The sequence below is a fragment of the Variovorax sp. ZS18.2.2 genome (assembly GCF_024701975.1).
Classification (GTDB): Bacteria; Pseudomonadota; Gammaproteobacteria; order Burkholderiales; family Burkholderiaceae_C; genus Variovorax.
In genome coordinates this window covers 280,275-294,269 of record NZ_JANLNM010000004.1, presented here as the reverse complement: position 1 = coordinate 294,269, position 13,995 = coordinate 280,275, and the positions used below count along the sequence as shown (strand labels likewise).

The 13,995-nt window shown below is 62.0% G+C and carries 15 protein-coding genes; 14 read left to right on the top strand and 1 reads right to left on the bottom strand.

Annotation, left to right across the window (positions count from 1 at the left end):
* Positions 1 to 15: 15 nt before the first annotated feature.
* The 3 genes from NU688_RS18195 to NU688_RS18185 all read left to right on the top strand — a co-directional run bounded on the left by NU688_RS18195 (position 16) and on the right by NU688_RS18185 (position 4,366).
* On the top strand, positions 16 to 1,059 hold the full coding sequence (locus NU688_RS18195) for a beta family protein (protein WP_257862178.1): 1,044 nt from the start codon (positions 16 to 18) through the stop codon (positions 1,057 to 1,059).
* A 110-nt stretch (positions 1,060 to 1,169) separates the two neighbouring features.
* The gene (locus NU688_RS18190) at positions 1,170 to 1,472 is read left to right on the top strand and encodes a hypothetical protein (RefSeq protein WP_257862177.1); all 303 of its coding nucleotides are present in this window, start codon (positions 1,170 to 1,172) and stop codon (positions 1,470 to 1,472) included.
* Positions 1,473 to 1,696: 224 nt separating this feature from the next.
* On the top strand, positions 1,697 to 4,366 hold the full coding sequence (locus NU688_RS18185) for an AAA family ATPase (protein WP_257862175.1): 2,670 nt from the start codon (positions 1,697 to 1,699) through the stop codon (positions 4,364 to 4,366).
* 115 nt (positions 4,367 to 4,481) lie between these two features.
* Here NU688_RS18185 and NU688_RS18180 read toward each other — a convergent pair whose 3' ends face one another.
* Positions 4,482 to 5,360 carry an EamA family transporter gene (locus NU688_RS18180; protein ID WP_257862173.1) on the bottom strand — a complete coding sequence of 293 codons (879 nt, stop codon included), beginning with the start codon at positions 5,358 to 5,360 and terminating at the stop codon, positions 4,482 to 4,484.
* A 91-nt stretch (positions 5,361 to 5,451) separates the two neighbouring features.
* On the opposite strand from NU688_RS18180, the gene NU688_RS18175 reads away from it, so the two are divergent.
* The 11 genes from NU688_RS18175 (at position 5,452) to NU688_RS18125 (ending at position 13,905) form a co-directional block, all read left to right on the top strand.
* On the top strand, positions 5,452 to 5,775 hold the full coding sequence (locus tag NU688_RS18175) for a helix-turn-helix transcriptional regulator (RefSeq protein WP_257862172.1): 324 nt from the start codon (positions 5,452 to 5,454) through the stop codon (positions 5,773 to 5,775).
* 22 nt (positions 5,776 to 5,797) lie between these two features.
* Positions 5,798 to 6,247, top strand: a complete 450-nt coding sequence (gene arsN2 / locus NU688_RS18170; RefSeq protein WP_257862171.1) for an arsenic resistance N-acetyltransferase ArsN2 — start codon at positions 5,798 to 5,800, stop codon at positions 6,245 to 6,247.
* A gap of 53 nt (positions 6,248 to 6,300) precedes the next feature.
* Entirely contained in the window at positions 6,301 to 6,783 is a 483-nt protein-coding gene (locus NU688_RS18165; protein WP_257862170.1) for an ArsI/CadI family heavy metal resistance metalloenzyme, read from the top strand.
* A gap of 9 nt (positions 6,784 to 6,792) precedes the next feature.
* Positions 6,793 to 7,287 carry an arsenate reductase ArsC gene (locus NU688_RS18160; protein ID WP_257862169.1) on the top strand — a complete coding sequence of 165 codons (495 nt, stop codon included), beginning with the start codon at positions 6,793 to 6,795 and terminating at the stop codon, positions 7,285 to 7,287.
* A gap of 1 nt (position 7,288) precedes the next feature.
* Entirely contained in the window at positions 7,289 to 7,774 is a 486-nt protein-coding gene (locus NU688_RS18155; protein WP_257862167.1) for an arsenate reductase ArsC, read from the top strand.
* Positions 7,775 to 7,861: 87 nt separating this feature from the next.
* A complete protein-coding gene (locus NU688_RS18150) occupies positions 7,862 to 9,148 on the top strand; it encodes an arsenic transporter (RefSeq protein WP_257862166.1) in 1,287 nt (428 codons plus the stop codon).
* A gap of 37 nt (positions 9,149 to 9,185) precedes the next feature.
* Complete coding sequence (gene arsC, locus NU688_RS18145) at positions 9,186 to 9,617, top strand: arsenate reductase (glutaredoxin) (RefSeq protein ID WP_257862165.1); 432 nt, start codon at positions 9,186 to 9,188, stop codon at positions 9,615 to 9,617.
* Positions 9,601 to 10,320 (top strand): arsenical resistance protein ArsH, encoded by a 720-nt coding sequence (gene arsH, locus NU688_RS18140; RefSeq protein ID WP_308340313.1) that lies wholly within the window; start codon positions 9,601 to 9,603, stop codon positions 10,318 to 10,320. The genes arsC and arsH overlap by 17 nt, the downstream gene beginning before the upstream one ends.
* 25 nt (positions 10,321 to 10,345) lie before the next feature.
* The gene (locus NU688_RS18135; protein ID WP_257862164.1) at positions 10,346 to 11,524 is read left to right on the top strand and encodes an MFS transporter; all 1,179 of its coding nucleotides are present in this window, start codon (positions 10,346 to 10,348) and stop codon (positions 11,522 to 11,524) included.
* Positions 11,525 to 11,545: 21 nt separating this feature from the next.
* A complete protein-coding gene (locus NU688_RS18130; protein ID WP_257862162.1) occupies positions 11,546 to 12,601 on the top strand; it encodes an ArsO family NAD(P)H-dependent flavin-containing monooxygenase in 1,056 nt (351 codons plus the stop codon).
* Between the two features lie 215 nt (positions 12,602 to 12,816).
* On the top strand, positions 12,817 to 13,905 hold the full coding sequence (locus tag NU688_RS18125) for a methyltransferase domain-containing protein (protein ID WP_257862161.1): 1,089 nt from the start codon (positions 12,817 to 12,819) through the stop codon (positions 13,903 to 13,905).
* Positions 13,906 to 13,995: the final 90 nt, after the last annotated feature.

The following is a 13,995-nucleotide window of genomic DNA, read 5'->3' as shown; positions in this document are numbered from 1 at the left end:
CTGGAGGGACGACCAATGCCTGCGATATGGAAATACTTGCCCATCCTGAAATGGAAGCAAGGGGAACGAATCGCCTTGAGCAAGCTCACGGGCGCCCAGTGGGATGGAATGGTCCCGCTGATCGAAATCCTCCCCATCGACCCCAAGAAGGGGACGCTCTCCGAAACGCTGGTGCCTTACATCACCAAGATTGGAGGGCAAATGGCCAAATCGATTCCGCAGGGCTCGCCCATCGCGATCGACATTCGGTACTTCATGCCTACCTATGCAAAACAGACCCAGGTGCTCACCTCGATCTGCAAGCGACTCTCGGCGCTGACAGGTCGTCAGATCATCCCGGTCATCACGGAGGCGATGGTTGCGCGTCCGGCAGACCTGCCGGACCTCGCCAAGGCCTTCGAGGTCTTCGTGCTCCGCATTCAGACACACGGCGTGACCTCCGACCAGGTCAAGGATTTCGTGAAGGTCGTGGTCGGCGCGGGCATCGCCAAATCGAGGCTTCACCTGCTCGTTGATCAGTTCTCGATCGTGGGTGTCGCCCCCGCCGCGTGCATTGCGGCCGTACAGCCTTATCTTGACGAGGCGCTTGCGGCCGGGTGCAGCAGCACCACGCTCGCAGGCGGCTCTTTCCCGCTGAACCTCGTGGGCCGCAAGCAAGGGCTGCACGACATCGAGCGCGTTGAATGGAAAGCTTGGAAGACGTTGGTTGCCAAACCTGCATACGCAAAGGTGCTGTTCAGCGACTACACCGTAAGCAACCCAGCTCCCGCGCCTGACATCGATCCCACCATGATGAATCCCTCGGTGGCCATCCGCTATGCTAGCGACGGCTTCTGGCGCTTGTTCAAGGCTGGCGGTTTCAAGAAGGGGAAGCAGGATCAATACAAGAACCTGTGCATCCTGCTCAAAGGCGATCCCGTGTATTCAGGTGCCGCTTTCAGCTTCGGCGACGATTGCTACGACAAAGCGTCCGTCGGCGTGCTCGGCAATGGCAACCCGACCAGCTGGCGGCGCGATGCCGCGAGTCACCACCTGGTGTTCACGTCGTCGGCCATATGAGACAGCGGTACTGATCCGGCCGCCTCCTTTGTCCTTGTTCAGCACTCGCGTCCGCACGCAACAGCGCAACGGGCCGCCTCACACCTGCAAACCAACCTTCGAGGAACAGCATGCCCCAACTTACAAAAGCTGATTTGCACTACACAGACTACAGCTGGACGGCCGTTCCCGGGGACGATCCGACCAAGGTCAAGGCAGATTCGGATCGGTTGAGCCGCAAGGAAGGATACGAAGTCCTTGCCTACCTCAACTCGTTTGTCGGACCGGAGAAGGCCGACTTGTCGAAGGCAACGCGGCTCATCATCGAATGGATCGTGCATGAAAAACTGCCGTCGAATGTTCAAGGAAGAACCAAGGTCACCGCGTGGATCGTTGAAAACTACGTCACCATGAAGCCCAGTTATCCACGGTAGTGAGGGTTTCTCGCGACGGCGTGCCCTCCGGCATCGGCCTCAAGATTCTGCGGCAGCCGCGACTTTGACGTTGCCGACCATGTCGATTTGGTAGTGCCCCCCCCGGACGAGACAAGCGAGATCGAAATCGCCGGCACGGTTGACGGTCCAGACGATCTCGCCGATCTAGCCTGCCGCGATATGCGCCATATAGGGTTGCCTACTTCCAAGAAGGGTTAAAGGGCATGTCCTCCGCAAAACGAGACTTCGAGCAATTCACCCAATGGCTACATCAGCAACCCCGGGGTATCGCTGATGACGTGAAGCGCCTGGCGCACTTGGTGCTCGCCAATTTCGACGGCGTTGCGCGCACCTCGACCCGTCAATCGCAGAGAGCGGGTCTCCTTGCGGACCTCTGTCGTCGCGATCTTGCCGATTCTCCGATCGACATGCCAGACATCGCTGCCAACGCGGTAGCGCAGGATTGGGCGTGGACGCGACTGAGTCGTTTGCGAGTCGGTCCCTTCAGGGGCTTTCGCCAAGCCGAGGAATTCGATCTCAGCAAGCGCGTCACCCTGATGTATGGCCCGAATGGAAGCGGCAAGAGCAGCTTCTGCGAAGCACTGGAATATGCGCTGCTTGGCAGCGTTGATGAGGCGCAGGCGACCCGTCTCGAAACCGATGCATATCTGGCGAACGTGCACGAGCGACGCTTCGTCGCTCCTGCGCTGAGCGCAAGAGATGCACGCGGCGAAGCGGTGAACCCGAGACCTAACCAAGACGCGCATCGCTTTCTCTTCGTTGAGAAGAACAGAATCGATTCATTCTCTCGGTTGGCGTCCCGCGCGCCTGCCGAGCGCTCCGCGTTAATTGCCACGCTTTTCGGCATGGACCAGTTCAACGACTTCGTGGGAGATTTCAATGATTCCATGGATGCGAAGTTGAAGCTGGTGTCTGTTAAGCAGAGGCAACTAATGACCGCACGGGCGGGCCTAGCCCAAGACCAGCAGACCTTGGAACGAGAAAAGGAGACGATCGCTACGCTGGACCTGGAAGACGCCGCCTTGGCGGCCGAGTTGCAACCGGATCTGGCCTTCGAGGCCATGCAGACCTACATCGGTACGGAACAGGCCCCGGGAAAGTTGCAGGAGCTTTCGGCGCTGATCGACAGGGTCCAACCGGCGATGGTGAACGTATCGCGCGCGGACGTCGGCCGCCAGTTGGCTGAAGCGACAGAAAAACAGACCGCACTCGATGCCCGCGAGGAAGAGTTGCGTAGCAAGGGCGATCAGATTTCCTTCCAGGAACTCTACACCGCGGTCTCGAAATTGCGCAAGGCCGACAGCGCGACATGCCCCGCGTGCGACACACCGCTGGCACAGGTGACTCGTGATCCATTCGCCAAAGCGATCGACGGTCTCGCACAACTTCGCGAGCTCGCGGAACTGCAAAACGCGAGGGATGCCGCGCGCACAAGGCGCGATGCAGTCTCTACAGCTCTGCACGAAGTAGTCGAAAGGCTGCAAAGATTCGAGCATGCGGAAATGGGTGGTGCAGCACCCGCCCGAGTTCCCCTACAGATCCAGATCGCCAGCCCTTGGTGGACGAAGCTGCAGGAGCCCATCGATGGCGGCACAACCCAGTTCGGGAGGCTCTGTGCCGCGGCAGACCGCGCGGCGTTGCGCGATGCTGAAACGAAGACCGCAACAGATGAGCGCGCTCAGCGAATCCGCGAACGAGACACGCTGCAAGGCCTGAAGGAACGCGCCGTGGTCCAGGTTTCCAAGCGGCAACAGCTTGCGCTCCTGGTCGACGCAGCGCGCATGCGTGTAGCTGCATTCGACGAGCAGAACGCCGCACTCATCGAGCAGGCGGAGGCGGAAAAAGTCGAGATCGAACTCGATATGCGTATTGGCGTGGCATACGACGCATTTCTTCGGTTGCTCAGGCAGTACCGTGACGGCCTACCGGCGCAGTTGATGGCGGGGCTGAACGAATCGGCAATGGCGCTCTACAACGATTTCAACCGGCAGGACCGGGATGAGGACAAGCTCGCCGCGCTTTTCCTACCGACCTCGAACGCCATGCGCATTCAGGTCGCCTTCCGAGCCAATCCCGATCGACGGCACGACGCGTTGCAGGTGCTCAGCGAAGGACACATTCGGTGCCTCGGCTTGGCCGTGGTGCTGGCCAAAGCGATTGCCACTGGCGCACCGCTGATCGTCTTCGATGATGCGATCAACGCGATCGATACCGAGCACCGTCAAGGCATTCGGGAAACCATCTTCGATACTCAGCGCTTCGCCGGCACACAGCTCATCGTGACCTGCCACAGCCAAGAATTCATCAAGGACATTCAGAATCACATGCTGCCGGCTCAGCGCAACGACCTGCAGGTGTATGGAATCCGTCCCCACAGAGGCGACTATCACCCGGTGATCCATGCCGACCCCCAGATTCGCAGCTATCTCGTGGAGGCTCGGGCAGCCATCAACGGCATGAACGATCGCGGCGCCCTCGCTGCGTCTCGCCAGGCGTTGGAGATGCTCAGCGGCCGAGTCTGGAAATGGTTGATCAACCACGACCATGGCAACTTGTCTATTTCCATGCGCCGACCGGGTGCGGAGCCAGAGCTGAGGAACCTGTGCGAGCAGCTTCTCAGCAAAGCCAGGGCGGCCGGATTCGCTCATCAGGACAAGGCGGAGGTGATCGCATGCCTCCAGGCGCTCCTTGACGCCAACGCTCACGTTTGGAACTACTTGAACAAAGGCACCCACGAAGAGGAAGACCGCGAGGACTTCGAACCCGGGGTTGTCGAATTGGTGGTTGGCACGCTTGAGCGTCTCGATGCTCTTGTGCTCGGAAGAGCCGTGGCACCCCAACCTGCGCCCGCGGCACCCGCCGCTGGCGCCTGAAAGTCTTGTGATCCAGCAGACCCTGCAGATGAGTTCGCTGTACATCCACCGCGCTGAGCGGAATCAGCCAATCGAGGGCGCGGATGTCCACCGAACTTGCCATGGCATCGAGCGATCAGCGTTTCGCCCCGCCGCTAGCTGCGGCTGAGTGGAGCGAACGATTGAGCAGCCCAGCAGCAATCGCAACGCCGATAAGCAGAAGAGCCATCCCTGCCAGTCGCGTGATGCTGAAGCTTTCGCCGTAGATCAGCGAGGACATGCTCAGTCCGACCGCGGGCGCCAGCAGAGCGAAAGGTGCGACGGTGCTGGCCGAGTAGCGCTGCAACAGATCTCCCCAGATCGCGTACGCCAGCACGGTCGCCAGTAGCCCGAGGTAGACCGGCGCGAAAAGACCCCACATCGATGCGTGCGTCACTGCCCACATGAGCGCCCCCGGGCCGTCCTGCATGAACGAGAGCGCCAGCGCGGGGACAGGGGGAACCAGGCTGGCCCACGCCATCAGGTGAAGCATTTTGACCTTGGACAGCCGCTTGATCACCAGGTTGCCAACAGCCCAGCTCAACGCTGACGCGAGGGTCAGCGCGAAGGCCAGTACAGGCACGTTGCCGTTGAGCGTCAGGCCGATCACGAGCAGCCCGACGAGAGCAACGACCATGCCGATAGTCTGCCGGGTGCTGGGGCGGTCTCCAAACATCAGGGCCGCGAATACGACCGTGAAGAGCGCCTGGGTCTGCACTACGAAGGCAGTGAGTCCGGCGGGCATTCCAAATGCGATCCCGAAGAACTGCAGCAGAAACTGCCCAGTGAAGACGGTGAGGCCGATGAACACCACCGCCTTCCACGAAATCGCGGGCCGCGGCAGCCAGAGCACTCCCACGGCGGCCACCAAGAACCGTAGCGCGGTCAATTGCGGCGGTGTGAAGCTCTCCAAGCCAATCTTGCTGACGACAAACGCCACACCCCAGATCACGGCAACCAAAACGGCGAGAAGCATGTGGAACGGCCTCATTGGAGGATCTCCTGTTGCGGCACGACTTTGGAGCCGGGTACTTGCATGGATTCAATGATTCGACGATACTTGAATTATGGAAGAAAACACTGTTGTCCGTTCTTTGATGGCACTTGCGCAGTCGGTTCGCCTTCGGGTGTTTCGTGCTTTGGTCGTTGCAGGTCCTCAGGGCATGACCCCAGGCGCGCTGACGGAAGCTCTGGCGGTTCCAGCGACCAGCCTCTCGTTCCACCTCAAAGAGTTGACGAATGCCGGTCTCGTCTCGCAAGAGCGGCAGGGCCGGCATCTGATCTACCGGGCGTCGTTCGACCAGATGAATGACTTGCTGGCCTACCTCACCGAGAACTGCTGCCAAGGGCAGGCATGTGTCGCGGAGGCCGACGCCTCGTGTGCTTGCTGACATTCACGCCCGCCGTCGAGCCATGAACCCCGAACAGGCAAGCGCCGCTGACTTTGCGCAAGTGCGCTCGCTGCTGCTCACTTGCGAGTTGCCCGACAGCGATCTGAGCCCAGGTCACATGAACGACTTCCTTGTGCTTCGAGCCGACGACGGCTTGGTGGGCTGCGTTGGGCTTGAGCGTGCGGGAGATGCAGGCCTGTTGCGTTCTCTGGCAGTAGCTCCCGAGAGTCGGGGCGCTGGCCTCGGCGATGTGCTCCTGCACGCGATCGAAGCCAGGGCTGGAACTGCAGGCATTCAGCGGCTGTTCCTGCTCACGACAACCGCACCCGACTTCTTCGCTGCACGCGGCTACCTTTCCTGCCCGAGATCCGACGCACCCGACACGATCCAAGCTACCTCTGAATTCGCCAGCATCTGCCCCGCCTCGGCAACCTGCATGGCCCGCGCGCTTGGATCGACGACCTCGAGCTAGGCGTATCGCCAAAACATTACCCCTTTCTCAACGCCCATTTAGGAGAGCCCGTCATGAAGCGTTTCCACGTTCACCTGCACGTCGATGACCTAAGCAAGAGCATCGCCTTCTACTCACACCTCTTTGCGGCAGAGCCTGCGCGCGTCGAACGCGACTACGCGAAATGGATGCTGGAAGACCCTCGGGTCAATTTCGCGATCTCCACGGTGGGCAATGGCGCCGGCATCGATCACCTCGGTATCCAGGCCGATGACGAAAGCGAACTCGCTGAACTGAAGGTTCGCGCCCAAGCCGCGGACCAGACGCTGCTCGACGAAGGCGAAACCGTGTGCTGCTATGCCAAGAGCGAAAAGCACTGGGTCACCGACCCACAGGGCATTGCCTGGGAGCACTACCGGACGCTCGAGGCGGCCGTCGTGTACGGCCAGAGCCGTGCGGCGGACGCCCCAGCGGAGGTTGCGAGCGCCTGCTGCGCCGGCCCCGTTGGCCTGAAAACCATCCCCGTAGTGGCGCCCCCCCGCAAAGCCTGCTGTTGAAAGCACCCCATGACTGAACGCAAACACAACGTCCTCTTCATCTGCACGGGCAACTCCGCCCGCTCCATCCTGGCCGAGGGAATCCTCGACCACCTGGGTTCTGACCGCTTCACCGCCTTCTCGGCGGGAAGCCACCCCAAGGGTGCCGTGCATCCGCTCGCGCTGGCCACATTGCGCAACCTGCACTTCAGGGACTCCGGCTACCGAAGCAAAAGCTGGGGTGAGTACGCGAAGGACGGCGCACCGCACATGGATTTCGTGATCACCGTGTGCGACCAGGCCGCCGGCGAGGTGTGCCCGATCTGGCCGGGTCAACCTATCACCGCGCACTGGGGCCTTGCCGATCCGGCGGCGGCCGAAGGATCGGACGAAGCCCGGCAGCGCGCGTTCACCGACGCGGCTGTCACGCTCAAGCGCCGCATCGAATTCTTGCTCTCGCTCCCACTCGCCAAGCTCGAGACCTTGGCCATTCAACGCGAAGTTCGCGACATCGGAATCCGCTGACATGACGACGAATATCCTGATCCTCTGCACCCACAACTCGGCGCGCAGCGTGCTGGCAGAAGGCATGTTCAACCATTGGGCACAAGAACTCGGCGTCGACGCGCGCGCCTACAGCGCCGGTAGCGCGCCCAGCGGCCGTATCAACCCGGTGGCCATCGAAGTGCTCGAGAACGCCGACATCGACACCTCCAGTTATCGCAGCAAGAGCTGGGATGAATTCACGGCGCCTGACGCACCGACCATGCGCGTGGTGATCACCGTGTGCGACAGCGCCGCGCAGGAAACCTGCCCCTACTGGCCCGGCTCGCCCGTGCAGATCCATTGGGGTTACCCGGATCCGTCCAATGTCGGAGCGAGCGCGGATGAAAAGCGGGACGCCTTCGAATCCACCCGCCAGGCCATCGGCGAACGCATGCGCAAGCTGGCTCAAATCCCATTCGACACCCTGAACGACGCACAGCTGCGCGCGGCCCTCGAAAGCATCTGATCCAGGTCTGAGAGATTCCCGGCCTTGTGTAGCAGGCGGGCAGTGCCTGCTTGTGCATCTCAACTAACAACCAAGAAAAACTCTCCAATGCTCGCGGCTATCCTGATCTTCGTCTTCACGCTCGTGCTCGTCATCTGGCAGCCACGCGGCCTGGGCATCGGCTGGAGCGCTTCGCTCGGCGCCGTCATTGCGTTGCTCTTTGGCGTGGTTCACCTCGCGGACATCCCGGTCGTCTGGGGCATCGTATGGAACGCGACCGCGACCTTCGTTGCCGTCATCATCATCAGCCTGCTGCTCGATGAAGCCGGCTTCTTCGAATGGGCCGCGCTGCACGTGGCGCGCTGGGGCAACGGGCGCGGCCGGCTGCTGTTTGCATTCATCGTGCTGCTGGGCGCAGCGGTCTCGGCGCTCTTCGCCAACGATGGCGCCGCGCTGATCCTCACGCCCATCGTGATGGCCATGCTCGTCGCGCTGGGCTTCACGCCCGCCGCCACGCTCGCGTTCGTGATGGCGGCCGGCTTCATCGCGGATACGGCCAGCCTGCCGCTGATCGTGTCGAACCTGGTGAACATCGTCTCGGCCGACTTCTTCAAGATCGGCTTCAACGAATACGCATCGGTCATGGTGCCGGTGAACATCGCGGCCGTGCTCGCGAGCCTGCTGGTGCTGATGCTCTACTTTCGCCGCGGCATTCCAGCGAGCTACGACGTGGCCCAGCTCAAGGCGCCAGTCGATGCGATTCGCGATCCGGCGACGTTCCGGGCCGGCTGGATCGTGCTGGTGCTCCTGCTCATCGGCTTCTTCGGCCTGGAGCCGCTGGGCGTTCCCGTCAGCGCGGTGGCGGCCGTGGGTGCGGTCATCCTTCTGGGCGTTGCGGCGCGCGGACATGTCATCAGCACGCGCAAGGTGCTGCACGGTGCGCCCTGGCAGATCGTGATCTTCTCGCTGGGCATGTACCTGGTGGTCTACGGCCTGCGCAACGCAGGTTTGACCGGCCAGATCGCCTCGCTGCTGAACGTCTTCGCGGAAAGCGGCGTCTGGGGTGCTGCCATGGGCACGGGCTTTCTCACGGCCGCACTTTCATCGGTGATGAACAACATGCCGACCGTGCTGATCGGTGCGCTCTCCATCGACGCATCGAGCGCGAGCGGCATCGTGAAGGAAGCCATGATCTACGCCAACGTGATCGGCTGCGACCTGGGCCCCAAGATCACGCCGATCGGCAGTCTGGCAACGCTGCTCTGGCTGCATGTGCTCGAGAAGAAGGGCACCACCATTGCCTGGGGCTACTACTTCAAGGTCGGCATCGTGATGACCATCCCCGTGCTCGCGGTCACGCTGGCCGCTCTTGCGCTTCGCTTGAGCCTCGGCTGAGGCTGCGCCACCTCTCCACACCTACTTTTCGAATCTCATGAGCGACGTCACCATCTATCACAACCCCGCCTGCGGCACGTCCAGGAACGTGCTCGCGTTGATCCGCAACACGGGCGAGGCGCCCACGGTCATCGAGTACCTGAAGACCCCGCCCGATCGCGCCACGCTGAAGCAGCTGATCGCGGCCATGGGCGTGCCGGTGCGCGATGTGCTGCGCCGCAAGGGAACGCCTTTCGACGAACTCGGCCTCGACGATCCGAAGTGGACCGAAGAGCAACTGATCGACTTCATGGGGCAGCACCCGATCCTCATCAACCGGCCGATCGTGGTGACGCCGCTTGCCACGCGGCTGTGCCGGCCTTCCGAAGCCGTGCTCGACATCCTGCCGCGCCCGCAGCTTGGCGCGTTCACCAAGGAAGACGGCGAAGCCGTGATCGACGCGAAAGGCCAGCGTGTCGCAAAGCCCTGATCTGCCCAACATCGATCCGGAAGCCTTTCGCCGCCCCGATCTGCACAGTCTCCTGCCTGCAACGCGCGCCGCACATGCACCGCGCATCCTGCTGCTCTACGGATCGGTGCGCGAGCGCTCCTACAGCCGGCTGCTGACCGAAGAGGCCGCGCGCCTGCTTCGTGCCATGGGTGCGGAGACCCGCATCTACGATCCCCGCGGTCTTCCGCTGCCGGACGGCGCGCCCGAAGATCACCCGAAGGTGCAGGAGTTGCGCGACCTGGCGCAGTGGGCCGAGGGCATGGTGTGGACATCGCCCGAACGCCACGGCGCGATGACCGGCATCATGAAAGCGCAGATCGACTGGATCCCGCTGGCCGTCGGCTCGGTGCGCCCCACCCAGGGCAAGACGCTTGCGGTCATGGAGGTGTCGGGCGGCTCGCAGTCGTTCAACGCGGTGAACCAGCTGCGCGTGCTCGGACGCTGGATGCGCATGATCACGATCCCCAACCAGTCGTCGGTGGCCAAGGCCTTCCTCGAGTTCGAGGAGAACGGCCGCATGAAGCCTTCGCCGTACTACGAGCGGGTGGTCGACGTGATGGAAGAGCTGGTGAAGTTCACGCTGCTCACGCGCGACTGCGCGGATCACCTGGTCGACCGCTACAGCGAGCGGCGCGAGAGCGCGGAAGCCCTGTCGAAGCGGGTCAACCTGCGCAGCATCTAGTTTGACCGTTGCCGAGCGGACATTCATGACAACGGTAATGCTCGGCGTAACCCAGACCTTGGCTTGGGCATCGTCGTACTACCTTCTTGCGGTGCTGGCAGGTGCTGTGGGCCGAGATGTCGGCATGTCGACCTCCATGGTCTTCGGTGCTTTTTCGACAGCGTTGCTTGTCGCCGCGGGCGTGGGTCCGTATGCCGGTCGAATCATCGATCGGTTCGGCGGACGCCCGGTGCTGGTCACCAGCAATCTGATCTTCGCGGCCGGGCTGGCGGGCTTGAGTCAGGCCATACAGCCGGCTCACGTCTTCATCGCGTGGGCTGTCATCGGCGTTGCCATGGGCAGTGGACTTTACGAAGCGGCGTTCGCGACGGCTGTGCGTCTGCACGGCCACGACGCGCGCCGGACGATCACCGGCATCACCCTGTTCGCAGGTTTTGCAAGCACGATCGGATGGCCCTTGTCTGCCTATCTGGAGGGGCGCGTTGGCTGGCGTGGGGCATGCGTCTCATGGGCGACATTGCACTTGCTCATTGGCATCCCGCTGAACGCCTTGCTGCCGCGCGCGGGCCTTTCCGCGGCTTCCATGCAGGCAGCCGCCGGCAAGGCAGAAGGTCTTGGCCTCTCTGCAGCGCAACAGCGCCGCGCCGCAATCCTGATGGCTTACGTCTTCGCCGTGACCTGGTTCATCAGCACCTCTATGGCCACACACTTGCCACAACTGCTGCTGGCCAGCGGCGCCACGCTGGCCGTGGCGGTGGGCATCGCCGCTCTGGTCGGGCCGGCCCAAGTGGTGGGCCGGGTGATCGAGTTCACGCTTCTCAAGCGCGCGCATCCGCTGTTGTCGGCCCGCCTGGCCACGCTGGCTCACCCACTCGGCGCCCTCTGCCTCGGCCTGTTCGGTACTTCGGCCGCTCCCGGCTTCGCGGTGCTGCACGGCTTGGGCAACGGCATTCTGACCATCGCCATCGGGACGCTCCCGCTCCTGATCTTCGGCACCAAGGGCTACGGCCAGCGCCAGGGATTTCTGATGGTGCCAGCGCGCATCGTTCAGGCCGGCGCGCCGTTCCTGTTCGGCATCGCCGTGGAACGATGGGGAGATGGTGCTTTATGGGTCTCCGCGATGCTTGGCCTATCCGCGTGCCTTGCACTGGTGGTCATGACCGCTGACATGAGGAAGGTTTTACGTGTCTCTGAGGTGCATTGAAATCAGAACCCTGATCGTCGCGTGACCCACGATGTGATCATCATCGGTGGTGGCCAAGCGGCGCTCTCCGTCGCATATTTCCTGCGGCGGGCACAGCGCTCGTTCCTGATGCTTGATGCTGAAGAGGCCGGTGGCGGAGCCTGGCAGCACGGCTGGGATTCGCTGAGGCTGTTCTCGCCGGCGACGTGGAGTTCCATCGCGGGCTGGCCGATGCCGAACGCGGGTACCAGCTACCCCGGCCGCGACCATGTGGTGAGTTACCTGCGAGATTACGAGAAGCGATATGCGCTTCCGATCGAGCGGCCCGTGCTGGTGTCGTCGGTTACGCGCGCCGAGCAGGGGTTCGAGGTTCGCGCCGGGAATCGGACCTGGACGACGCGAACGATCGTGAGCGCGACGGGCACTTGGCGCAAGCCTTTCGTGCCCGACTATCCGGGCATCGCGAATTTTTCTGGCCGCCAGCTGCACTCGGCCCACTATCTAAGCCCGGGCGAGTTCAGAGGACAACAGGTCATGGTCGTGGGTGGTGGGAATTCCGGCGCGCAGATCCTTGCCGAGGTCTCGCTCTCGGCTGCCGAGACCGTGTGGGTCACGCAGGACGAGCCCACATTCCTGCCGGACGACGTCGATGGCCGGGTCCTGTTCGAACGCGCGACCGCGCGATGGCACGCGCTGCAAGAGGGGCGAAGCCTGGATGATCTACCTGGTGGGTTTGGCGACATCGTCATGGTGCCGCCTGTGGTGGACGCGCGCACTCGGGGCGTCTTGTCCTCTGTCAGGCCTTTTGAGCGGATGACGGAAGACGGCGGCGTATGGAGCGGCGGCGTGGCACGCAGCTTCGATGCGGTGATCTGGTGCACCGGCTTCCGGGCAGCCTTGGATCACTTGGTGCCACTTGATATCGTCGAAGACGGAAAAGTGGCTGTGAGGGGCACTCAATCATGCGATGTGCCTGGCGTGTGGCTGGTGGGCTATGGCGAATGGACCGGCCCAGCCTCGGCAACGCTGATCGGCGTGATGCGCACTGCCAGAAGTACCGTCAATGAACTCGACGAGTTCCTGAAGACCGAGCCATAACGGGGAACACCCCATTTCTGCGCCCAATCTGGCAAAAAACTCCCCGATTGGGATGGCCATAGCGCGAAAAGCACCCGAGAACCCTTCATCAACGGGTCGTCATAGGTCGCCATCATTTCAGAACTTATCCCAGCCAAGCAACGCAGGGACGAGGTGGCGCAAGCCGATGCCATTCAGACGCCAAGTGTCAACCAACCTGTTGAGGGGATACCCAGATGAATGCGAAGGATCAAGGACTGGCCCAACGTATCGAAGAGGTCCAGCACTACTACGGCGCGACTCTCAATGACAAGGAAGATCTGGCGACCAACGTCTGCACCGTGGATGAACCGCCATCTGAAGCTATCAAGGCGATCTTGAAGAAGATCCACCCGGAGGTGCAGATGCGCTTCTATGGTTGCGGGGCGCCATTCCCTCCGCTGCTCGACGGCACGACCGTGCTCGACCTGGGATGCGGTGGCGGCCGCGACTGTTTCATCCTGTCCAACCTGGTGGGAGAGCATGGCCACGTTATCGGAGTCGATGCCACCGCCGAGCAGATCGAGTTCGCTCAGCGCCACATCGAGTATCACCGTGAGGCATTTGGCTATGACAGGAGCAACGTGCAGTTCCTGCAAGGTCGTATCGAAGCTTTGGAGCAGCTCAATCTGGCACCTGAAAGCATCGATGTCATCGTCTCCAACTGCGTGATCAACCTGTCCATGGCGAAGTCTGATGTGCTGAAAGGCATGGCCAGCCTGCTCAAGCAAGGTGGAGAAATCTATTTTTCAGACATCTTTGCGGATCGTCGATTGGCACAGGAGCTGCGCGACGACCAGCAAATCGTTGGCGAATGCATTGGTGATGCGCTCTACTACGAGGATTTCATCCGGTTGGCCCGAGCCGCCGGCTTCCTCGACGTGCGTGTCGTATCAAGCAGCCTGAAAGCCATCAACAATCCAGAAATCGAAGCTCGCTTGGGCGGTGCCAAGCTGTACTCGATGACGCTGCGGCTCTTCAAGCTGGCCTTGGAGGACGGATGCGAGGACTACGGCCAAGCCGCCGTCTATCAGGGAAATTTGCCTGGAGCGCCTGACCGTTTTGTATTGGATCAGGGACATGTCTTCGATGCAGGTCGGGTTGTGCCGATATGCCGGAACAGCGCGGACATGCTCAGCGGAAGCCGCTATCGCGGTCTGTTCGAGGTGATCGGCGAAGGTCGCCGGCACTACGGCGTGTTTGCTTGTGGCGCGGAACAGGTCTCATCGCCCGGCATGGCTGGCGCTAGCATGGCAGCCCAAGTGCCCAGCAACTGCGGATGCTAGGGGCAACCCAGAAGCAAATGGAGATTCGGATTTTCTCCGCGTGCTCGATCCAATCAATTGCACCAGGTTGAACAGAGGGCGTGTCCAGAA